Below are 18,289 nucleotides of genomic sequence, written 5' to 3'. Positions count from 1 at the left end.
TTCACATTCGTGTTCACGGGCGTTTCGAGGGCCGCCGCCGGGCATGACCCGACGCTACCGGAATCACATCGTATGGGTCGGCTTGTCCGAGCCGGTCAGGCCGGCCAGCAGGGTCTCGATCTTGTGGCGTACGCCCTCGCCTTCGGCACCATCGGCCAGCTGCACGCCGATGCCGGCGGTGCGGTTGCCCTGCGCGCCGGCCGGGGTCACCCAGATCACCTTGCCGGCCACCGGCAGGCGCTCGCTGGAATCGGGCAGGGTCAGCAGCAGGAACACCTCGTCGCCCAGGAAGTAGCGCTTGGGCGTGGGCACGAAGATGCCGCCATTCTTCACGAACGGCATGTACGCGCTGTACAGCGCGGCTTTGTCCTTTACGGCCAGGGACAGGATGCCCTGGCGGGCGTTGCTGGCACTCATCGATTTCCCCTTGCGGCAGGCCGCTCGTTTACCTTGTTCCAGGCCAGCAGCAACTCGACCACCGCAAGGTCTGCACGCACCGTGGTGCGCAGCAGGTCGCGGGTGCGGTTGGCCGCATCGAACCAGGCTGCAAGCTTGTGCAATCGCTCCGGCGTGGTCAAGGCATCGGTGCTGGCTTGGGCCAGCGCCAGGTCGGCGGCAAAGCGCAGGCGCAGCGCCGCGTTGTCGTCACCGCACCACTTCTGCGCCAGCTCCACCGCGCCGGTCTTGCCGGCAGCCAGCTGTTCCAGCTCGCGGCCCACTTCGCGGCGCAGGCTCAGGCCGTCTTCGCGCAGCCAGTTGTCGGCCTGGCCGGGATGGCCGCGCGCCGCGTCCAGCGCTTCGCGCGCCGATGCCTCGCTATGGCCCTGCTGCTGCAGCCAGGCCAGTGCTTCGTGCTGCGGCGGCAACTTGAATTCCAGGCGCTGGCAGCGGCTGCGGATGGTCTGCGGCAAGCGTGCCGGGTCGCTGCTGATCAACCACAGGTAGCGGCCGGGCTGCGGCTCTTCCAGGGTTTTCAGCAGCGCGTTGGCCGCCGAGCGGTTGATCGCATCGGCCGGGTCGACGATCACCACCTGCGCCACGCCGTACTGCGGGGTCAGCGCCAGCTTGTCGGTGATCTCGCGCATCTGCTCGATGACGATCTCGGTACGCAGCTTGTCGCCGCTCTTGTTCGGAATGAAGCTGACCAGCTGCAGGTCCGGGTGCGTGCCCGCCGCGATCAGCTGGCGCGTGCGCGTGGCGTGGGCTGCATCGCCCTGCGCCAGCACGTAGTCGGCCAGCGCCAGCGCCACCTCATGCTTGCCCAGCCCGGCCGGACCGCAGATCAGCAGGCCATGACCGAGGCGACCGGCGTCGAGCGCGGCCACCGTCTGTTCGAACGCGCGCTGCTGCCAGGGCGAAAACGTGCTCATGCGCCCTCCCCGTCCCGCAGCCAGCGCTCGACACGCGCGACCACATCGGCGGCCACGCGCGCCTGCTCCTGGCCCGCATCAATCAATGCGAAGCGCTGCGGATCCTGCTGTGCGCGGCTGCGGAACACTTCGCGCACGCGCTGGAAGAAATCGTCCTGCTCGCTCTCGATGCGGTCCGGCCACAGGTCACGGCCATTCGCGCGGGCGCGGCCCACCGCCACGTCCACATCCAGCAGCAGGGTCAGGCCCGGCAGCAGGCCGACCGCGCGGCGCTCCAGGTCGGCAATCCACTGCGGGTCGAGGCCACGGCCACCGCCCTGATAGGCGTAGCTGGAATCGGTGAAGCGATCGCTCAGCACATAGGCGCCGCGCTGCAGCGCCGGCCGGATCACCTGGCGCACATGCTGCGCGCGTGCGGCGAACACCAGCAGCAACTCGGCTTCGGCGCTGAGTGGCTCGGCAGCGATCTCGGCATCGGGCTTCAGCACTAGGCCGCGGATGCGCTCGGCCAGGGGCGTACCGCCCGGCTCGCGGGTCAGCACCACCTCGTGGCCGTGGCTGCGCAGGCAGTCACGGATGGCATTGATGGCGGTGGTCTTGCCCGCGCCTTCGCCGCCTTCCAGGCTGACGAAACGCGGGTGGCGAAGCAGCGCGGGACTCATTGCGCCGGGGTCTCCTGGGTACGTTGCTGGCGCAGCTGCTGCAGGTAGCGGGCTACGGCCGCGTTGTGCTGGTCCAGGCTGGGCGAGAACACGTGCGCGCCGCTGCCATCGCCCACGGCGACGAAGTACAGCGCGTCGCCCGCCGCGGGTTGCGCGGCCGCCATCAGCGCATCGCGGCTGGGCATCGCGATCGGGGTCGGCGTCAGGCCGGCACGGGTGTAGGTGTTGTAGGGCGTATCGGTAGTCAGGTCGCGACGGCGGATGTTGCCGTCATACGCAGCACCGAGGCCATAGATCACGGTCGGGTCGGTCTGCAGGCGCATGCCGATCTTCAGGCGGCGCATGAACACGCCGGCAATCTGCGGGCGCTCGCTGGCCAGCGCGGTTTCCTTTTCGATGATCGAGGCCAGCGTCAGCAGTTCGTAAGGCGTGTTGATCGGCAGGTCCGGTGCGCGGCTTTCCCAGGCTTCGTCCAGCGCCTTTTCCATTGCGGCGTGGGCGCGCTTGAGCACGTCCAGATCACTGTCGCCGCGCTGGTAGACGTAGGTCTCCGGCAGGAAGCGGCCTTCCGGATGCTGGCCACCGAATCCGAGGCGCTGCATCAACGCGGCGTCATCCAGGGTATCGGTGGTGTGCAGCAGCGGCTCGGCGCGCTTGAGCGCGGCACGCAGCTGGCGGATGTTCCAGCCCTCGACAATCGTGACCCGGTGCTGCAGCACCTTGCCGGCGCGCATGCGCAGCAGCAGCTCGCGCGGGGTCAGCTCGTCACTGAGCGCGTACTCGCCCACCTTCAGCTTGCCGGCCGCATCGAGCTGGCGCGCCAGCAACTGCCACTGGGTGTCCTGGCCCTCGTCCACGCCGGCATCGCGCAGCTTGCGCAGCACGCTGTTCATGCCATCGCCGCTGGCGATGACCACGCTCTCGGCGGTCGGGGTGATCGGGGCATCGGCGAACCGGGTCTGCTGGTAGAAGAACCACGCGCCCGCGCCGGCCACGACGGCGCCCAGCACCACCACCAGCGTTACCACGAACAGACATCCGCGCTTGGCTCCCGCCATGGACTACCTCTGAACTCGATTCCGTCGTGCAGGATACCGTGCCGGTGGATTGGGGTCATGACCGGGGTGGCGCCTGCGTGCCGACCAACGGTCGGCACCCACCACAATCCATGCCTGGCGCGGCGATCAGTAGATCCACGCCATGCGTGGATGAATGGCCATGGAGGACTCCGTGCCGACCAACGGTCGGCACCCACCGTGGGGGAATGGCGTTGCCGGCCAGCGGCCGGCACTACCCCTGCTGGCCGAGCGCGCGCAGCAGGCCGCGGGCCTTGGCGCGGGTCTCGTCCAGTTCCTTGTCCGGGTCCGAATCGACCACGATGCCGGCGCCGGTGCGGAAGCTCACCTCGTGGCCATCCACTTCGGCGGTACGGATCAGGATGTTCAGGTCCAGGTCGCCATCGCGGTTCAGCCAGCCGAACGCGCCGGTGTAGGCACCGCGCGGCACCTGCTCCAGTTCGCTGATGATCTGCATGCATCGCACCTTGGGGCAGCCGGTGATGGTGCCACCCGGGAACGTGGCGGCGATCACCTCGCCGGGCGTGACCTCCGGGCGCAGGTGGCCGCTGACATTGCTGACGATGTGGTGCACATGGGCGTAGCTCTCCACCGTCATCAACTCATCGACCACCACGGTGCCGGGCAGGCAGATGCGGCCCAGGTCGTTGCGTTCCAGGTCGATCAACATCACGTGCTCAGCACGCTCCTTGGGGTGGCCGACCAGCTCCCGGATGCGCGCGGCATCATCGTCCCCCTCGAAGCGCGGACGCGTGCCGGCAATCGGACGGGTCTGCGCGTGGCCGGCATGCACCGACACCAGCCGCTCCGGCGAGGAACTGACCACATGGCGGCCGTGCGCGCTGAACAGGCCGGCGAACGGTGCCGGGTTGGCACGACGCAGCTGCGCGTACAGCGCCTGCGGCTGGACCGGCGCAGCGAACTGCGCGCTCCAGCGCCGCGACAGGTTCACCTGGAACACATCGCCGGCACGCAGGTAGTCGATCACCCGGCGCACGCCGTCGGTGAAGCGCTGTGGCGCATCCTCGCCCACCGACTGCGGCGGCTGCCAGCCCTGCCCGGCCTCCGGCAGTGCCTGCGACGCCATGGTCACCAGCGCCTCCAGCAGGGCCTGCTCACCGGCTTCGGCGATGACGAAGCTGGCGTCGTTCTGGTGGTCGTGCAGCACCGCAGCCGGGCAGCGCAGCGCCAGCGCGGTCGGGCGGCCGTCCTCGCGCGCGCGCGCCGGCAGCACCGGTTCAATCTGGCTGGCCACTTCGTAATCGAGCATCAACGCCCAGCCGCCACGGAACGGCAGGCTGTGGCTGCCGTCGTGCGGCAGGCGTTCGTGCTGCCAGGCACGGTCCAGCACCTGCAGGAAGCTGCCGGCGTGTACCGCGTCGTGCTGGTCGCGCACCTGGCCATCGGCATCCAGCCGCAGGCAGTCGCCCTGCGCGGCCAGCAGCAGGCTCCAGCGGCCCTGGGCGGTGCCCGAGGCGGTGGATTCCATCAGCAGCGGGAAGCGTGCCGGGTCGTGCTGCTGCAGGGCCAGCAGATCGATCGGGTGCGGCAGCGGGTGGATCAGCGGTGCGTGGGTCATGATGGCCAGTTCAGGGATTCAGATGCACGGAAGCCGCCTTGCGGCGGCCTCCTCGTGCGTAATGCACGTTCAGTCGAGCATGGCCCGACGCTACAACCCGGTCAGACGCGCTTGAAGATCAGCGTGCCGTTGGTGCCGCCGAAGCCGAAGCCATTGGACATCACCACGTCAACCCTGGCCTGGCGTGCTTCGTTGGGCACGTAGTCCAGGTCGCAGCCTTCGCCCGGCTGCTGCAGGTTGATGGTCGGCGGAATGACGTTGTCCTGCAGCGCCATCACCGAGAAGATCGCTTCCACGCCGCCGGCCGCGCCCAGCAGGTGGCCGGTCATCGACTTGGTGGAGCTGACCATCATCTTGTAGGCGTGGTCGCCGAAGGCGGTCTTCATCGCCATGGTCTCGCCCAGGTCGCCCAGCGGCGTGGAGGTGCCGTGCGCGTTGAGGTAGCCGACCTGTTCCGGGGTCACACCAGCGTCCTTCATGGCCATGACCATGCAGCGGGCGGCGCCTTCGCCGTTCTCGCTCGGGGCGGTCATGTGGTACGCATCGGAGCTGGCGCCGAAGCCGGCCAGTTCGCAGTAGATCTTCGCGCCACGCGCCTTGGCGTGTTCGTACTCTTCCAGGATCAGGATGCCGGCGCCGTCGCCCAGCACGAAGCCGTCACGGTCCTTGTCCCACGGGCGCGAGGCCTGTTCCGGAGCATCGTTGCGGGTGCTCATCGCCTTCATCGCGCAGAAACCGCCCAGTGCGGTCGGCGAGGAGCCGCGCTCGGCACCACCGACCACCATCACGTCGGCATCGCCGTACTGGATCATGCGCATCGCGGTACCGATCGAATGGTTCGAGGTCGCGCACGCCGACACCGCCGAGAACGACGGGCCCTTCAGGCCGGTGATGATGCTCAGCTGGCCCGGCAGCATGTTGATGATGGTCTTGGGCACGTAGAAGGGCGAGATCTTCTTGCCCTCGTGGAACTCGATGGTCTGCTCTTCGATACCGAGCAGGCCGCCGATGCCGGCGCCGACAATGGCGCCGATGCGCTCGGCATTGGCGTCGGTGATCTCCAGGCCCGAGTCGTGCAGGGCCATGAACGAGGCACCGAGGCCGTAATGGATGAACGGATCCATCTTCTTGGCATCCTTGCCGCTGACCCGGTACTTGCCGAACAGTTCGTTGTCGGCGGTGATGTCAAAGCCCTTGACCTCACCTGCAATCTTGGTGGTGAACCGGTCCAGGTAGGCATCGGCAACGTTGGTCAGCGGACCGATGCCCGAACGACCGTGGGTGATGCCTTCCCAGCTGCTGGCCAGATCATTGCCCAACGGCGAGACGATACCCAGGCCGGTTACGACGACGCGACGCTTCATTGCTGATTCTCCTGACCCGAAGGTTCAATCGGGTAACACGGTTTGCTTCGGTGTGATGCTCAAACACACGGGGCCGCAACTGCGGCCCCATGGGGTGCGGTGCGCGGCGAGCGGAGACCCGCGCGCGCACTGCCGTCTGACATCAGGCCTTGACGTGGGCCTTGATGTAGTCGATGGCGGCCTGCACGGTGCTGATCTTCTCGGCTTCTTCGTCCGGGATCTCGCACTCGAATTCTTCTTCCAGGGCCATCACCAGCTCGACGGTGTCCAGCGAGTCAGCGCCCAGGTCATCGACGAACGATGCGCTGTTGGTGACTTCTTCTTCCTTGACGCCAAGCTGTTCGACGACGATTTTCTTGACGCGTTCTTCGATGGTGCTCATGGGATCTCGCTCCAGATGGAGTTGTGGTTCAAAAGTGGTCGCCATCAAGGGCGATGGCCGTGGGATAGTGTAGTGGAAACCGGCGCGGCCTTGCATTGCAGCAAAAACCTCCGCAGATCAACCACTTGCGGCGCAATCCCTGCGCCCCTTGCTTACGGCATGTACATGCCGCCGTTCACATGGAGGGTTTCGCCGGTGATGTAACCGGCAGCCGGGCTGGCCAGGAACGCCACCGCATGGGCGATGTCCTCCGGCGAACCCAGGCGTTCGAGGGCGATGTCGTTGATCAGCGCGGTACGCGCTTCTTCCGGCAACGCCTTGGTCATGTCGGTGTCGATGAAGCCGGGTGCGACAACATTGACGGTGACGCCGCGCGAGCCGATTTCCTTGGCCAGCGACTTGCTGAAGCCGATGATGCCGGCCTTGGCGGCCGCGTAGTTGGCCTGCCCGGCATTGCCGGTCACGCCCACCACCGATGCGATGTTGATGATGCGGCCCTTGCGCGCCTTCATCATGCCGCGCATCACCGCCTTGCTGGTGCGGAACACGCTGGTCAGGTTGGTGTCGATGATCGACGCCCAGTCCTCGTCCTTCATGCGCATCAGCAGGTTGTCGCGGGTGATGCCGGCATTGTTGACCAGGATCGAGATCGGGCCGAATTCCTTGGCGATGCCATCGAGCACGCTGTCCAGCGCAGCGGCGTCGGTGACGTTCAGCGCGCGGCCGTGACCGCCGTGGGCGGCCAGGCGCTCACCGATCGCGGCGGCGCCGGATTCGGTGGTGGCGGTGCCGATGACGGTGGCGCCCTGGGCGGCCAGCAGATCGGCGATGGCGGCACCAATGCCACGGCTGGCACCGGTGACCAGTGCGATTTCACCCTGCAGGGGCTTGCTCATGTTGTTTTCCTCAGACGGGAGCGGCCGCCGCACCGTGCCGCTTGCAGCGGCCACCGGTACGGTCGGCAGGAAACAGGGAAGGTCAGGCCGACCATGCCTCGCGGGCGGCTTCAAAGTCGCCCGGCGTGGCCAGAGGACGGCCGTCGATGGCCTTGTCGATGCGCTTGACCAGGCCGGTCAGCACCTTGCCTGGGCCGCACTCGGCGATCTGGGTGATGCCACGGGCGGCCAGCGCCTGCACGCAACCGGTCCACTGCACCGGCTGGTACAGCTGCTGGACCAGCGCGGTGCGGATGGCGTCCACGCCGTCGTGCACCTGGGCATCGACGTTCTGCACCACCGGCAGCTGCGGCGCCTGCCAGGACAGGCCGGCCATCACTTCGGCCAGCCGGTTGGCGGCTTCGCGCATCAACGGGGTGTGCGAGGGTACGCTGACGGCCAGCTTGACCGCCTTGCGCACGCCCTTCTCGGCCAGCAGCGCCAGCGCACGGTCGACCGCGTCAGCGTCGCCACCGATCACGATCTGGCCCGGCGAATTGAAGTTGGCCGGCACCACCACCTGGCTGCCTGCGGCTTCGGCGCAGACATCCAGCACCAGCTGGTCTTCGGCACCGAGCACGGCGGCCATGGCACCGACACCGGCCGGTGCCGCTTCCTGCATCAGCTGGCCACGCAGGCGCACCAGGTGCGCGCCGTCATGCAGGCTCAGCGCGCCGGCGGCAACCAGGGCGGTGTACTCGCCCAGACTGTGGCCGGACAGCACCGACGGGCGCGGACCGCCCACGGCGTTCCAGGCGCGCCACACACCAATGCTTGCGGCCAACAGGGCCGGCTGGGTGTATTCGGTACGGTTGAGCATTTCCTCCGGGCCACCCTGGGACAGCGCCCACAGGTCGACGCCGGCACCATCGGATGCCTCGGTGAAGGCTTCACGCACCTGCGGGTGCAGTTCGGCCAGCTCGGCCACCATGCCCACAGACTGCGAGCCCTGGCCGGGGAAGACAAAAGCGAGGGTGGATACGGTCACGCGGTCATCCGCTTGCTGCAATCGAAGCGGGCCATGATAAGGGGGAATCCGCTGTGTCGTCTGTACGTGCGCGTATGCAGGCGTATGGAGGGCGGCCGGGCAAGCGCAATGGGGTCAGATCCCTTTTCCGCAGGAAAAGGAATCTGACCCCGATCAGCCATCAGCAGAACAGCTGCAGCACGTCCAGATCGCCGTCGGCGAGGAAATCCACGCACAGGCCCACCAGCATCAGCACGCCAGCAGTGCTGGCACCGTGGGTGATGAAGATCGAATGGGCCAGCGCGCGCGCTGAGCGGCCAAGCTTCATGCAGACCCTGGCCAGGCTGCGCAGGCGGCCACTGACCGCATGCACGTGCTCGCGCACCGGCGCCTGGACCTCGCCCATCGCCTCGGCCATCATCGCCTGCAGATGTTCAGGGCGATCAGCGTAGTACTTGGCCACGCCATAACCGAACATCAGCCAGTCGCGGGCCTGCGCTTCGGACAGGTCCATCACTTCCAGCGGATCTTCCTCGAAATCGATGAAGCCGACCTGCTGCCCATCCCAGGTGAGATTGCGCGGCAACGGCTGGCCGAAATAGGCGCCGCGCGCATGCGCTTGGGCAATGGCCTGCATCGCCGCCATCACCAGCCGATCACGACCGGCCTCATCCGCTTCACGCAGGCAGGTATTGAACGAGCTGCCGTTGTCGCCGATCACCAGCGCGGCATGGCCGGTGCCCAGCACGTCCGGCACGTTCACGCCTTGGGCCTGCAGCTCTGCAAGGCGGCGGGCCTCGGTTTCACGCGCGGCGTCACCGCCACGGTGCGGAGGAGGACGAAGGGCATCGAGATGGAAACGACGGGCAACAAAATTGAGCAGGCCCAGGGCCAGCGCCCGGCTTCCCTTGCCGTACTGCTTCAGCCAGGCACGTTGCCCTTCGATGACGATGGGCTCAACCATGACAGGTCCTCCTTAAACGCGTTACGGCCCCGGAGGGCCGTAACGACAAGACTTCACATTGTCGTAACTTGCACTATCAATAGCGCAGCAGGGCCGAACCCCACGTGAAGCCACCGCCGAAGGCTTCCAGCAGCAGCAGCTGGCCGCGCTCGACCCTGCCCGACCGCACGGCGGCATCGAGCGCCAGCGGCACTGAACCGGACGAGGTGTTGCCGTGCTTGTCGACGGTCACCACGACCTGGTCCATCGACATGTCCAGGCGCTTGGCGGTGGCTTCGATGATGCGCAGGTTGGCCTGGTGCGGAATCAGCCAATCCAGGTCGGACTTGTCCAGGCCGTTGGCGGCCAGGGTCTCGTCCACAACCGAGTCCAGCGCCTTGACGGCGTACTTGAACACGTCGTTGCCCTTCATGTTGATGGTGCCACCACCGTTGGCGCCGTCCTTGAAACCGCTCGAGACGCCAACCGGGTTCCACAGCAGTTCCTTCTTGCTGCCATCGGCATGCAGGTGGGTGCTGAGGATGCCGGTTTCTTCGTCGGCCTTGAGCACGACGGCGCCGGCGCCATCACCGAACAGCACGCAGGTGGTGCGATCGTTCCAGTCGACCATGCGGGTCAACGTTTCGGTGCCGATCACCAGCACGTGCTTGCAGTCGCCGGAGCGGATGAATTTGTCGGCCACGCCCAGCGCGAACACGAAGCCGGAACAGGCTGCGTTGACGTCGAAGGCGGGGCACCCGGCCACACCGAGCTTGGCCTGGATCAGGCACGCGGTGGATGGGAAAATAAGGTCAGGGGTGGTCGTGCCGACCACGATCATGTCGAGCTGCGAGGCATCGATGCCTGCGGCTTCAAGCGCGCGCAGGGCGGCGTTGTAGCCAAGGTCGCTGGTGGTTTCGCCTTCGGCCGCGATGTGCCGTTCACGAATTCCGGTGCGCGACTGGATCCACTCATCCGAGGTTTCGACCATTTTTTCCAGGTCGGCATTGGTCAGGACTTTCTCCGGCAAATAGCTACCGGTGCCCGCGATCCTCGAATAGATCCGCTTGCTCATCATGTTTCCTGTTGCGCGGGCCGCCGATCACCGGCACGCCCGGGAAAGAAGGCAAAGGCCGCTGCCCGGAGGCAGCGGCCTTCCCGGCACATCAATCTTCTTCGACGGCCGAGGTCTTGGTCTGGATGACCTTCTTGCCGCGGTAGAAACCATCGGCAGTGATGTGGTGACGCAGATGCACTTCGCCGGTGGTCGGGTCGGTCGACAGCTGCTTGGCGCTCAGGGCGTCATGCGAACGGCGCTGGCCGCGGCGGGACGGGGTAACACGGGATTTCTGGACAGCCATGGGATTGCTCCAAACTCGGTTCGTTTTGCTTCGTCGTTTCGTCGCACAGGACGCCAGCGCCCAGCACACTTTTCGCTTTCGCCGCAGCCGCCGACGACAACCGGCTGCTATTGTTTCTTCAATGCCGCCAACGCCGCAAACGGGTTGGCCTTCTTTGTTTCTTCTTCGCTCGGTGCCCAGTCCTGATCGACTGCCTCACCGTCGGGCGACAGCGGCACCACAGGCACCGCCAGCACCAACTCGTCCTCGACCAGGTCCAGCGGACGCAGCTGGCCGTCTTCCGGCACCAGCAACGCCTCGTACTCCTCCGGCAGGGACGATTCCTCGTCCTCGTCGCGGATCAGGCCAAGCCTCTGGGTCACCTTCACCGGCAACAGGAATCGCTGCATGCTGCGCTGACACGTCAGCGGCAACGCGGTGTCGATGGTCAGTTCCACATAGGATACCCGCAAGACGTCGTCGCGACCGAATTCAAGCGAGTAGACACACTCGCCGTCGGTATCTGCGACCAACCCCTGCAGGCGGGTCAATTCAGCCAGGGAGACCTGACCGTCGAAGCGCCTTCGCGCTACAACCATCCGCCAGGCATCCAGCGTTTCGGGCACGTTCGCGGACATAAGCCGCTGAATACTAAGGATCGCACCGCCCGCTGTCAAATGCCCGCCATACAGGACTTGCTGCTGGCGTTGCCGGCGGGCCAGACTGCCGCGCCCTGCCTCGGTATTCTCGCATGTCACTGGTCCTGGCCTCCACCTCCCGCTACCGTCGCGAACTGCTGCAACGGCTGGGCCTGCCCTTCGACTGCGCACGCCCGGAGGTGGATGAAACACCGTTGAACGGCGAGGGCCCGATGGCCCTGGCCACGCGCCTGGCCGCCGCCAAGGCGGCCGACGTCGCCGCGCGCCATCCGGGTGCCTGGGTGATCGGCTCGGACCAAGTGGCCGACCTGAACGGCCAGCCGCTGGGCAAGCCTGGCACGGTCGAGGCGGCCTGTGCGCAGCTGGTGGCGATGTCCGGGCAGACGGTACGCTTTCACACGGCAATCAGTCTCAGACGGGATGGAGAATCCCTCGCCGCCCTGGATCTGACCGAAGTGCACTTCCGCGCGCTGGACTCGCAGGAGATCGCCCGCTACGTCGCCACCGAGCAGCCACTGGACTGCGCCGGCAGCTTCAAGTGCGAGGGCCTGGGCATCAGCCTGTTCGAGGCGATCGACAACCGCGACCCGACCGCGCTGGTCGGCCTGCCACTGATCGCGCTGTGCGGCCTGCTGCGCAGGGCCGGATTCGCGGTGCCGTGAACGGTAGAGCCGAGCCCATGCTCGGCTGCTTTTTTCGAGGCTGCCTGCCATCTGAATCGGAAGCAGCCGGGCATCGGCTCGGCTCTACAGGACCAGAGGACCTCAACGAACCTCGAACGGTTGCTCCTGCCACGCCTCCACGCTGCCATCGCGCCCGTGCAGGCGCAGGCCGAGCCAGTGCCGGCCCGGCGCCAGCGTGGTGGTGTCCAGCGACGCGTCGAAGCCCACCGACGGATGCTGCGGATCGGTACTGTCCGGCCAGGCGGGGCGAATGTCGAACACGCGCCCGTAACGCGCGTCACCGATCGACCGGCCATCAACCAGCACTTCAACCCGCGCCAGCCCGACCCCATCCTTGAATGCCCAGCCCTTGATGGCGAGCGTTCCGGAGACCTTTTCACCGTTGGACGGCGCATCCAGCCAAGCCATTGAGGGCGTTACGCAGGCCCCCTGTGCACGCTTGGCCGGCAGCCGGAACAGCAGGAACCGCTGGAAGCCATGATCGCTGCTGACCACGCGTGGCGCCGGCAACGGCCCCACCTGCTCGCAGAGGGTGTGATAGCGCGCCAGCAGGTCGCGGTAGCGCTGGTCACTGGGTGACAGCACCAGCAGCATCGGCACACTGCGCGGGCCTTCGTGCAGCAGGTCCCACTGCGCCAGCTGTGCGGTGCGCCCATGCTTGTCGTTGAGCGGATGTGGCAACACCTCGATATCGCCATTGCCCAGCTGGAAGCCCAGTTCGGCACCGACCTTGAAGTTGCCCGCCAGGACACGCGTACCCGGTGGCATCTGCCGCAGTTCGTCACGCACCACCACGGCCAGTGGCTGCCAGCCGGCAAAGTTGCGCGGGTAGTACTTGCTGCCGGCCATCTGCTCGCGAAGTGCCGGCGTGGACGCCATCAGGTAGTAGCCGAACGCCAGCACGGTACCTGCAGCGGCCAGCCACCAGCCGGTACGGCGCAGCCAGCGCGGCCAACCGTTGAGGACCACCGGCACGGCCACCAGCAGCGCCAGGTAGCCTGGCAGCGGCCAGTGGAAACTGATCCGCTCGACATCGGTGAAGAAGCCCAGCAGGAAGATGCCCAGCGTCGACACCCCGCCCACCAGGCCGAAATAGCGCCACTGCACCCGCGCCCCACCGCCACTGCGGGTACCCGCGAGAGCGACCTTCCACATCGCGATGCACAGGATCGGCGTCACCAGCATCGGCTGGATCACCAGGAACCACAGCCCCTCCCACTCGAACGTCCACGGGTGGCGCTCGACCACCTGGAACTTCAGGCCGGCGTCGTGGTTGTCGGCATTCCACGCCAGCAACGGCAGCCAGGCCAGCACGCCCACCGCCAGCGCCACCCATACGCGCGGGTCGGCCAGCATGCGACGGCCCTGCGGCAACGCCAGCAACGCAATGAAGCCGACACCGATGACACCAATGAAACGGTAGTGGCTGAGCGCACCGATCAGCAGGCCCAGCGCCAGCTTCATCGCCGAGGACGCGTCCACGCTGTGCAGCAGGCGTGCACCTGCGTGCAGGCAGATCACCGCCGCCAGCGCCATCGGTACGTCCGGCACGGCCAGCAGGCCCAGCGTGGCCGACAACGGCATCAGCAGCGTCAGGCTGCCCGCCTGCCAACCGGCCACGTTGCCGAACCAGCGCGTAGCGATGCGCACCACCAGCAACGGCAGCAGCGCACCGATGGCCAGGAACGGCAGACGCAGTGCGAGTACGTGATGGCCACCGATCTCCACTCCCAGGCGTGCAAGCCAGGCGGTCAGCCCCGGCAGGTCGGAATAGGCAGCGGCCAGGTGCTGGCCTTCCTGCCAATAGAACGCCTCATCGACGAACAGCGGCAGGCGCGCAGCCACCACCAGCTTGGCCGCTGTGATCAGCGTCCATAACCAGAGAAATATTGTCCGCGCGCGCTGTTCGCCTTGCATTGCTCTATGGATAATCGAGTGGATTCCAGACCTGAGACGATCATGCCAGCCTCGTCCCCCAATCCCAGCATGCTAACCGATCAACTGCGCCAGGCCCTGCGGGAGGCACAGGATCAGGTGAACGCACTGGTGCTGGGCAAGGTGCCGGAAGTCAGGCTGGCCTTTGTCGCCCTGCTTTCTGGCGGCCACCTGCTCATCGAGGATCTGCCCGGGCTGGGCAAGACCACGTTGGCGCATGCATTGGCCAGCAGCCTCGGCCTCAGCTTCCAGCGCGTGCAGTTCACCTCTGACCTGCTGCCGGCCGATGTACTTGGCGTTTCGGTGTACGAGGCCGGCAGCCGCCAGTTCCAGTTCCATCCCGGCCCGGTGTTCACCCACGTGCTGCTGGCCGATGAGATCAATCGTGCACCGCCGCGGACACAGAGTGCGCTGCTGGAAGCGATGGCCGAGCAACAGGTCACACTGGATGGACAGACACATCCACTGCCCGACCCGTTCTTCGTGATCGCCACGCAGAACCCGGTCGACCTGTCCGGTACCTTCCCGTTGCCGGATTCGCAGCTGGATCGTTTCCTGCTGCGCCTGGCGATGGGCTACCCCAGCGCGCAGGCCGAGCGCGAGCTGCTGCGCGGCACTGATCGCCGCGACCTGATCGCACGCGCGCTGCCAAAGCTGGACGACACCCAGGTGCGTGCATTGCGTGAAGCGGTTGACCAGGTGCATGCCAGCGACGCGCTGATCGACTATGTGCAGGCGCTGCTGACCCGCAGCCGACACCATGCCGGCGTGCGCGTAGGCCTGTCACCGCGCGCGGGACTGGCCCTGCTGCGTGCCGCCAGGGCACATGCGCTGCTGCTCGGCCGCGGGCATGTGGTGCCCGAAGACGTGCAGACCCTGTTCGTGGCGGTGGCCGGCCATCGCCTGGTGGCCGAAGCCGAATCCAGCTCCGGGCCGGCGCTGGCGCGGGCGATCCTGCAGACCGTCGCGGTGGACTGAAGGTGGCCACACGCTGGGCACGCATGCAGCTGCTGGCACGCCCCCGCAGGCCCGAAGCCCTGCCGCAGCGACTGGACCGCCATCGCATCTATGTACTACCAACCCGCTTTGGCCTGTTCGTCGCCACCCTGCTGTCGGCGATGCTGCTGGGCGCATTGAACTACAACAACAACCCGGCCCTGCTGCTGGCGCTGCTGCTGGCCGCGGCAGCGATCACCAGCGCCATCGCCGCGCACCTGCAACTGTCCGGCATACAGATCGATGCAATCTCCGCCGAACCAGTACCGGCCGGGCATCCCCTGCGCCTGCGCGTGGACCTTTCGTTGCGCGACCCGCGCGCGCGCCACGGGCTGCACCTGCAGCTGGGCGCAAGCGAGGCCTGGGTTGCACTGCCTGCACACGGTCGCGGCGAAGTGGAGCTGGATGTTCCCAGCGAGCGCCGCGGCTGGCTGGAACTGCCCCGCATCCGCCTGTCGAGCACGCAGCCGCTGGGACTGGTGCGGGCATGGTCGTGGGTGTGGCCGGAGCAGCCGCTGCTGGTCTACCCGCTGGCCGAGGCACTGGCACCGCCGCTTCCGGAACGTGGCAACGACCCACTGCACACCCGCGCCCATGCCAGTGGCGATGAGCTGCACCAGTTGCGCCCCTATCGTGCCGGCGATGCCCCGCGCAGCATTGCCTGGAAACACTCGGCGCGCCGCGACAGCCTGCTGGTACGCGAATACGAGAAGCCGATCGGCATCGAAGTGGTGCTGGACTGGCGCACGCTGGCGGCGCTGGGCCATGAAGCGCGCATCGCGCGACTGGCACGCTGGGTCGACATGGCCGAGCGCGAAGGCCGTCGCTATACGCTGCTGCTTCCGGCCCATCCGCCGTTGGGGCCCGGCCAGGGCGCCAGCCACCACCACCTGTGCCTGCGCGCACTGGCATTGATGCCCCATGACTGAGCCTGCCGTCCTGCTCGACCGCAACGCCCGCAGCTGGACCCTGGCCAGCGCAGCGCTGGCGCTGCTGCCACTGCTGCTGCAGCTGCCACCGGTGCTGGCCAGCGTGATCGCGATCACTGCGGTGCTGACCGCTGCGCTTTCGTGGCGGCGGGTGCTGCCGATGCCGGTTCGCCTGGTGCTGGTGCTGGCCATGCTTGCCACCATCGTCTGGCAGATGGGCATGGTGCGGCCGGGCCGCGATACCGGCTGCGCATTGCTGGCGGCGATGCTGGCGATCAAGTCCAGCGAACTGCGCAACCTGCGCGATGCGCGCAGCCTGCTGGGCTTCGCGTTGTTCTCGCCGTTCGCGGCCTTCCTGCTCGACCAGGGGCCGCTGACCACCGGGCTGGCAGCGCTGGCCGCAGTTGCCGCACTGCTGGCCCTGCAACGCCTGGCCCTGGACGAGGGCCACAGCCCTCGCCTGCCGCTGCGCGGACAACTGCGTGGCGTCGGCCGCCTGCTGGGGATCGGCCTGCCACTCGCGCTGGCCTGCTTCTGGCTGTTCCCGCGCTTGTCCACGCCGCTGTGGGGCGTACCCGAGCGAGCGGTGGGCACACCGGGCCTGGCTGACAGCATGGCGCCGGACCAGTGGCTGGACCTGATGGCCGACGACACCCCGGCGTTGCGCGTGCAGTTTTTCGGCGCGGTGCCCGAGCCTGCGCAGCGCTATTGGCGCGGCCCGGTGCTGACGTCGTTCGACGGCCACCGCTGGAGCCGCGATCGCGCGACGGCCGGGCGCCCCGCACCGGTAGTCGAAACCGCCGCACACGGTTGGGACTACCAGATCGACTACGAGCCCACCGACCGTCGCCTGCTGGTGGCACTGGACCTGCCCAGCCGCGCACCGGAGGGCAGCAGCTTCGATGCCGACATGAGCCTGCGCAGCGACCGCACGCTGTCCGCGCTCAGCCGCTGGCGGTTGCATTCGGCGCCGCCGCAACGGTTCGACACCGATCTGTCGCCCTACCTGCGCCGCGCGGCGCTGCAGCTTCCGCCGGGCTTCAATCCGCGCACCGCCCAGCTCGCGCGGCAATGGCGGCAGGAGGCCGGCAGCGATGACGAGGCCATCGTCCGCCGTGCGCTGCAATGGATCACCCGCGACTTCTCCTACACGCTGGATACACCGGTGGCGGGGCGCGATCCGGTCGACGATTTCCTGTTCAACTACAAGGCCGGCTTCTGCCAGCACTTCAGTTCGGCCTTCGTAGTGCTGATGCGCAATGCCGGCATTCCGGCCCGGGTGGTGACCGGCTTCGCAGGCGGTACCCGCAACCGCATCGGCGACTACTGGGTGGTGCGTCGCATGGATGCCCACGCCTGGGCCGAAGTCTGGCTGCCGCAACGCGGCTGGGTGCGGGTCGACCCGACTGCCGCCGTGGCACCCGAACGCATCCTGGACACCCTGGACGACCGCCTGCAGGCCGGCACCGATACCCCACTGCAACAGCGCTGGCTGCAGCTGGGGCAGATGGGTGACTGGCTGCGGCGCGGCTGGAACGACCTGGTGCTGTCCTTCGATGCACGCCGCCAGCAGCAACTGCTCAAGCCGTTCGGGCTGGATGACCTCGGGCCGGCGCAGCTGGTGACCGGCTTCGTGGTCGCCGCCCTGCTGGCACTGGCGTGGATGGCCTGGTTGCTGGCCCGCGGCGAGCGCGAGCGCGACCCGCTGCTGCGTGCCTGGCACCGGCTCGGGCGGCGTTATGCGCGCCTTGGCCTGGCCCGCGCCCCCCACGAAACCGCACGCGACTGGTCACGGCGGGTACATGCCCAGCGCCCCAATCCGGCCCTGCTCGCACTCAGCCAGCGTTTCGCCGACGCGCGCTACGCTGGAACTTGCACCGACCTCGCTTCATTATTGCGGGACCTGCGCAGGCATCGCCCGACTTCCGGAGCCTCCCCATGAACACCAAGTTCCTCCTCACCGCTGTGGCCACGCTGGCCCTGTCGGCCTGCGCCACGGCCCCCAAGCCGCTGCAGGGACAGTTCAGCCTGGTTTCCCCGCGCGACTCGGTCGCCACCCAGCAGGTCGGTACGCCGGTCCGATGGGGCGGCCGCATCATCGAGACCAAGCCCGGCCAGGGCGAGACCTGCTTCCAGATGATCTCGCGCCCGCTCAACGCCAGTGGCCGCCCGAACACCACCTCGTCCGACGCCAGCGACGGCCGCTTCATTGCCTGCCGCGCCGGTTTCTACGACCCGGCCGTGTTTGAACCCGGCCGTGACGTGACCTTCATCGGCAAGATCGACGGCTACCAGAACACGCGCATCGGGGACTACGACTACCGCCTGCCGAAGCTGTCGGCCGATGTGATCTACCTGTGGCCGGAACAGCGCCAGGTCGATGTGGTGCCCTACCCCTATGGCCCGTGGGGCCCGGGTCCGTGGGGCCCGTACTGGGGTGGCTACGGCCGTTGGGGCTGGTGGTGATCG

At 67.5% G+C, this 18,289-nt stretch carries 19 protein-coding genes; 5 read left to right on the top strand and 14 right to left on the bottom strand.

What is annotated here, in order from left to right; all coding sequences use genetic code 11:
* Positions 1-63: 63 nt before the first annotated feature.
* The 13 genes from PEM_RS03010 to PEM_RS02950 all read right to left on the bottom strand — a co-directional run bounded on the left by PEM_RS03010 (position 64) and on the right by PEM_RS02950 (position 11,256).
* A complete protein-coding gene (locus PEM_RS03010; RefSeq protein WP_005412452.1) occupies positions 64-417 on the bottom strand; it encodes a PilZ domain-containing protein in 354 nt (117 codons plus the stop codon).
* On the bottom strand, positions 414-1,370 hold the full coding sequence (locus tag PEM_RS03005) for a DNA polymerase III subunit delta' (protein ID WP_111127621.1): 957 nt from the start codon (positions 1,368-1,370) through the stop codon (positions 414-416). The genes PEM_RS03010 and PEM_RS03005 overlap by 4 nt, the downstream gene beginning before the upstream one ends.
* Positions 1,367-2,032 (bottom strand): dTMP kinase, encoded by a 666-nt coding sequence (gene tmk, locus PEM_RS03000; protein WP_053501108.1) that lies wholly within the window; start codon positions 2,030-2,032, stop codon positions 1,367-1,369. The genes PEM_RS03005 and tmk overlap by 4 nt, the downstream gene beginning before the upstream one ends.
* Positions 2,029-3,090: an endolytic transglycosylase MltG gene (gene mltG, locus PEM_RS02995; protein ID WP_095377029.1), complete on the bottom strand. Its 1,062-nt coding sequence runs from the start codon at positions 3,088-3,090 to the stop codon at positions 2,029-2,031. Before mltG ends, tmk begins: the two co-directional genes overlap by 4 nt.
* Positions 3,091-3,322: 232 nt before the next feature.
* Positions 3,323-4,687, bottom strand: a complete 1,365-nt coding sequence (locus PEM_RS02990) for an aminodeoxychorismate synthase component I (protein ID WP_065177974.1) — start codon at positions 4,685-4,687, stop codon at positions 3,323-3,325.
* A gap of 101 nt (positions 4,688-4,788) precedes the next feature.
* Positions 4,789-6,051 (bottom strand): beta-ketoacyl-ACP synthase II, encoded by a 1,263-nt coding sequence (gene fabF, locus PEM_RS02985; RefSeq protein WP_053499576.1) that lies wholly within the window; start codon positions 6,049-6,051, stop codon positions 4,789-4,791.
* A 142-nt stretch (positions 6,052-6,193) separates the two neighbouring features.
* The gene (gene acpP, locus PEM_RS02980) at positions 6,194-6,433 is read right to left on the bottom strand and encodes an acyl carrier protein (protein WP_005415509.1); all 240 of its coding nucleotides are present in this window, start codon (positions 6,431-6,433) and stop codon (positions 6,194-6,196) included.
* A gap of 152 nt (positions 6,434-6,585) precedes the next feature.
* Positions 6,586-7,329, bottom strand: coding sequence for a 3-oxoacyl-ACP reductase FabG (gene fabG / locus PEM_RS02975; protein ID WP_005408312.1), 744 nt, complete (start codon positions 7,327-7,329; stop codon positions 6,586-6,588).
* A gap of 82 nt (positions 7,330-7,411) precedes the next feature.
* Positions 7,412-8,356: an ACP S-malonyltransferase gene (gene fabD / locus PEM_RS02970; RefSeq protein ID WP_005415507.1), complete on the bottom strand. Its 945-nt coding sequence runs from the start codon at positions 8,354-8,356 to the stop codon at positions 7,412-7,414.
* A gap of 160 nt (positions 8,357-8,516) precedes the next feature.
* Positions 8,517-9,299 carry a hypothetical protein gene (locus PEM_RS02965; RefSeq protein ID WP_053499577.1) on the bottom strand — a complete coding sequence of 261 codons (783 nt, stop codon included), beginning with the start codon at positions 9,297-9,299 and terminating at the stop codon, positions 8,517-8,519.
* A 76-nt stretch (positions 9,300-9,375) separates the two neighbouring features.
* Positions 9,376-10,353, bottom strand: coding sequence for a beta-ketoacyl-ACP synthase III (locus PEM_RS02960; protein WP_014036188.1), 978 nt, complete (start codon positions 10,351-10,353; stop codon positions 9,376-9,378).
* Between the two features lie 91 nt (positions 10,354-10,444).
* Positions 10,445-10,639, bottom strand: coding sequence for a 50S ribosomal protein L32 (rpmF, locus tag PEM_RS02955; RefSeq protein WP_005408308.1), 195 nt, complete (start codon positions 10,637-10,639; stop codon positions 10,445-10,447).
* 107 nt (positions 10,640-10,746) lie between these two features.
* The gene (locus PEM_RS02950; RefSeq protein ID WP_005415504.1) at positions 10,747-11,256 is read right to left on the bottom strand and encodes a YceD family protein; all 510 of its coding nucleotides are present in this window, start codon (positions 11,254-11,256) and stop codon (positions 10,747-10,749) included.
* 113 nt (positions 11,257-11,369) lie between these two features.
* Here PEM_RS02950 and PEM_RS02945 point away from each other — a divergent pair, with 113 nt between their 5' ends.
* Positions 11,370-11,939 (top strand): Maf family nucleotide pyrophosphatase, encoded by a 570-nt coding sequence (locus PEM_RS02945; protein WP_005415503.1) that lies wholly within the window; start codon positions 11,370-11,372, stop codon positions 11,937-11,939.
* Positions 11,940-12,041: 102 nt separating this feature from the next.
* On the opposite strand, the gene PEM_RS02940 is transcribed toward PEM_RS02945, so the two are convergent.
* On the bottom strand, positions 12,042-13,877 hold the full coding sequence (locus tag PEM_RS02940) for a glycosyltransferase family 39 protein (RefSeq protein WP_111127619.1): 1,836 nt from the start codon (positions 13,875-13,877) through the stop codon (positions 12,042-12,044).
* A gap of 42 nt (positions 13,878-13,919) precedes the next feature.
* Between PEM_RS02940 and PEM_RS02935 the strand changes: the two genes are divergently transcribed.
* From PEM_RS02935 to PEM_RS02920, 4 genes are read left to right on the top strand one after another with little or no spacing between them, the layout of a single operon-like run.
* Complete coding sequence (locus PEM_RS02935) at positions 13,920-14,873, top strand: AAA family ATPase (RefSeq protein ID WP_005415501.1); 954 nt, start codon at positions 13,920-13,922, stop codon at positions 14,871-14,873.
* Between the two features lie 23 nt (positions 14,874-14,896).
* The gene (locus tag PEM_RS02930) at positions 14,897-15,820 is read left to right on the top strand and encodes a DUF58 domain-containing protein (RefSeq protein ID WP_005415500.1); all 924 of its coding nucleotides are present in this window, start codon (positions 14,897-14,899) and stop codon (positions 15,818-15,820) included.
* On the top strand, positions 15,813-17,762 hold the full coding sequence (locus tag PEM_RS02925; protein ID WP_111127617.1) for a DUF3488 and transglutaminase-like domain-containing protein: 1,950 nt from the start codon (positions 15,813-15,815) through the stop codon (positions 17,760-17,762). Before PEM_RS02930 ends, PEM_RS02925 begins: the two co-directional genes overlap by 8 nt.
* Entirely contained in the window at positions 17,759-18,286 is a 528-nt protein-coding gene (locus tag PEM_RS02920) for a Slp family lipoprotein (RefSeq protein WP_049417063.1), read from the top strand. Before PEM_RS02925 ends, PEM_RS02920 begins: the two co-directional genes overlap by 4 nt.
* Positions 18,287-18,289: the final 3 nt, after the last annotated feature.

The sequence above is a fragment of the Stenotrophomonas sp. Pemsol genome (assembly GCF_003586545.1).
In the GTDB taxonomy this organism is placed as follows: Bacteria; Pseudomonadota; Gammaproteobacteria; order Xanthomonadales; family Xanthomonadaceae; genus Stenotrophomonas; species Stenotrophomonas sepilia.
Note: the sequence above shows the minus strand (reverse complement) of the source record. Positions and strands in the feature narration are given on the sequence as shown.